Origin of the sequence: Polaribacter glomeratus, from assembly GCF_002954665.1 — a bacterium.
GTDB lineage: Bacteria > Bacteroidota > Bacteroidia > Flavobacteriales > Flavobacteriaceae > Polaribacter > Polaribacter glomeratus.
Genome location: NZ_MSCM01000002.1, coordinates 26,040 through 28,216 on the forward strand (window position 1 = coordinate 26,040; position 2,177 = coordinate 28,216).

At 30.8% G+C, this 2,177-nt stretch carries 3 protein-coding genes and 1 tRNA gene; 2 read left to right on the top strand and 2 right to left on the bottom strand.

The genetic code is table 11. The annotated features are described in order from the left end of the window. Positions 1–601: ISAon1 family transposase (locus BTO16_RS10230; RefSeq protein ID WP_146105427.1), on the top strand; the 601-nt coding region annotated here is incomplete at its 5' end. On the opposite strand, the gene BTO16_RS10235 is transcribed toward BTO16_RS10230, so the two are convergent. Together BTO16_RS10235 and BTO16_RS10240 are read right to left on the bottom strand one after the other, a co-directional pair. Continuing rightward, positions 592–900 carry a hypothetical protein gene (locus BTO16_RS10235; protein ID WP_211298228.1) on the bottom strand — a complete coding sequence of 103 codons (309 nt, stop codon included), beginning with the start codon at positions 898–900 and terminating at the stop codon, positions 592–594. The genes BTO16_RS10230 and BTO16_RS10235 overlap by 10 nt on opposite strands. Positions 901–1,009: 109 nt before the next feature. Then, positions 1,010–1,082, bottom strand: a tRNA-Met gene (locus BTO16_RS10240). Between the two features lie 180 nt (positions 1,083–1,262). Between BTO16_RS10240 and era the strand changes: the two genes are divergently transcribed. Further along, positions 1,263–2,147: a GTPase Era gene (era, locus tag BTO16_RS10245; protein WP_105021600.1), complete on the top strand. Its 885-nt coding sequence runs from the start codon at positions 1,263–1,265 to the stop codon at positions 2,145–2,147. Positions 2,148–2,177 lie beyond the last annotated feature (30 nt).

The following is a 2,177-nucleotide window of genomic DNA, read 5'->3' on the forward strand; positions in this document are numbered from 1 at the left end:
GTTATTTCCACAAGCAACTCAAGTGATAGATCGTTTCCATGTGCAAAAATTAGCTTCAGATGCGCTACAAGAAATTAGAATTAAACATCGTTGGGATGCTATAGATGCAGAAAACGATGAAATTGAAAAAGCTAGAAATCAATCCTTAAAATATTCACCAAAACTATTAAAAAATGGAGACACCCTAAAGCAATTATTAGCTAGAAGTCGATATTTACTATATAAATCTTCAAACAAATGGACTGAAAATCAGCAAGAAAGAGCTAAAATATTATTTGAAAAATACCCAGATTTAGAAAAAGCATATAAACTATGTCAGAATTTATCCTGGATATACAATCAGACACAAGATAAAACCAAAGCTTTAATAAGACTTGCTAAATGGGATGAAAAAGTAAGACAATCAGAATTTAAAAGCTTTAATACTATAGCAAGAACAATGTCCATACATTATCAGAATATTCTAAACTATTTTGACAATAGAAGCACAAATGCTTCTGCTGAATCTTTTAATGCCAAAATTAAAGCCTTTAGAGCACAGTTTAGAGGTGTTAGAAATATAGAATTCTTCCTGTTTAGACTCTCAAATATTTATGCATAATTCTGTAATCCCACAACTTTTGGACTTGATCCGTTAAAACCATATTCTAATAACTGCAACAAAGATCGTTGCATTGTTTTTAAAAATGAATGTCGTTCTCTTTTTGATTTTAATTTATTTACGCCTGCTTTTATAAAAGGTTGTTTTTCAAGCTTTCCTGATTCAGGGCTTCTAAAAGAAAAATAAACAAACCAATCTTTTGATAGTGCAACTTCTTTTTCTGATTTAGATAGCTGAGACCAAGTGGAAATATCAACTCCACCTGTGTAAATTTTTGGCTCTGAATAATTCAATTTCATGGTTAAAACGTTTACGGTAGCGTTTACGGTACGTAAAAGTAAGAAACTTATAGACATAAAAAAACGGATTGTTCGTAAACAATCCGTTCTATTCCTGGCTTTAACCTAGTAGCGGGAACTGGACTCGAACCAGTGACCTTCGGGTTATGAGCCCGACGAGCTACCTACTGCTCTATCCCGCGATATAATTTCGAAAACAATGACTTAGCTTTTAACTTTCGAAGCATAAATTCGATTCTTTATTTCCGAGTGCAAATATACATTTTAAATAAACAACCAACCAAACTTTTTTTTATATTTTTTTAATCATTTTTTAATCATCTATATTCTAATCAACTATAAAATCTATTTATCTTTGTAGTATGACACATAAAGCTGGTTTTGTAAATATCATAGGAAATCCTAACGTAGGTAAATCAACATTAATGAATGCTTTGGTAGGTGAAAAACTATCTATCATTACGCCCAAAGCGCAAACTACAAGACATCGTATCCTAGGCATTGTCAATGAAGAAGACTATCAAATTGTTTTTTCTGATACGCCTGGAATCATTCAACCTGCTTACGAATTACAAGCATCTATGATGGATTTTGTAAAATCTGCTTTAGACGATGCCGATGTTCTTATTTACATGGTGGAAGTAGGCGAAAAAGAGCTAAAAAATGAAGCATTCTTTAATAAAATTATTAACAGTAAAATACCAGTTATTTTATTATTAAATAAAATTGATAAATCTTCTCAAAGTGAAGTTGAAGAAAAGGTTGAATATTGGAAAATAAAAGTACCTAATGCAGATGTCTTTGTTATTTCTGCTTTGGAAAAATTTAATATTACTGCTGTATTTGAGAAAATTAAAGATTTATTGCCGGATGGCCCTCCTTTTTATCCCAAAGACCAATTAACAGACAAGCCTGAACGCTTTTTTGTCAATGAAAAAATTAGAGAGAAAATCTTAATGCATTACAAAAAAGAGATTCCTTATTCTGTAGAGGTAGAAACTGAAAGTTTTATTGAAGAGGAAACTATTGTTAGAATACGATCTATTATAATGGTGGAAAGAGAAACTCAAAAAGGAATTATTATTGGTCACAAAGGCTCTGCATTAAAAAGAGTTGGTGCAGAAGCTAGAAAAGATTTAGAACAATTTTTTGAGAAAAAAGTATTTATTGAACTTTATGTAAAGGTTAATAAAAACTGGAGGAGCGATAAAAGTCAATTAAAACGTTTTGGATATAATCAAGGTTAAGTGCACTAAAAAAAGAGTATCACATACAAA

Coding starts and splice junctions, on each gene's coding strand:
- BTO16_RS10235 (WP_211298228.1), bottom strand. CDS start 900: ATGAAATTGAATTATTCAGAGCCAAAAATTTACACAGGTGGAGTTGAT.
- era (WP_105021600.1), top strand. CDS start 1,263: ATGACACATAAAGCTGGTTTTGTAAATATCATAGGAAATCCTAACGTA.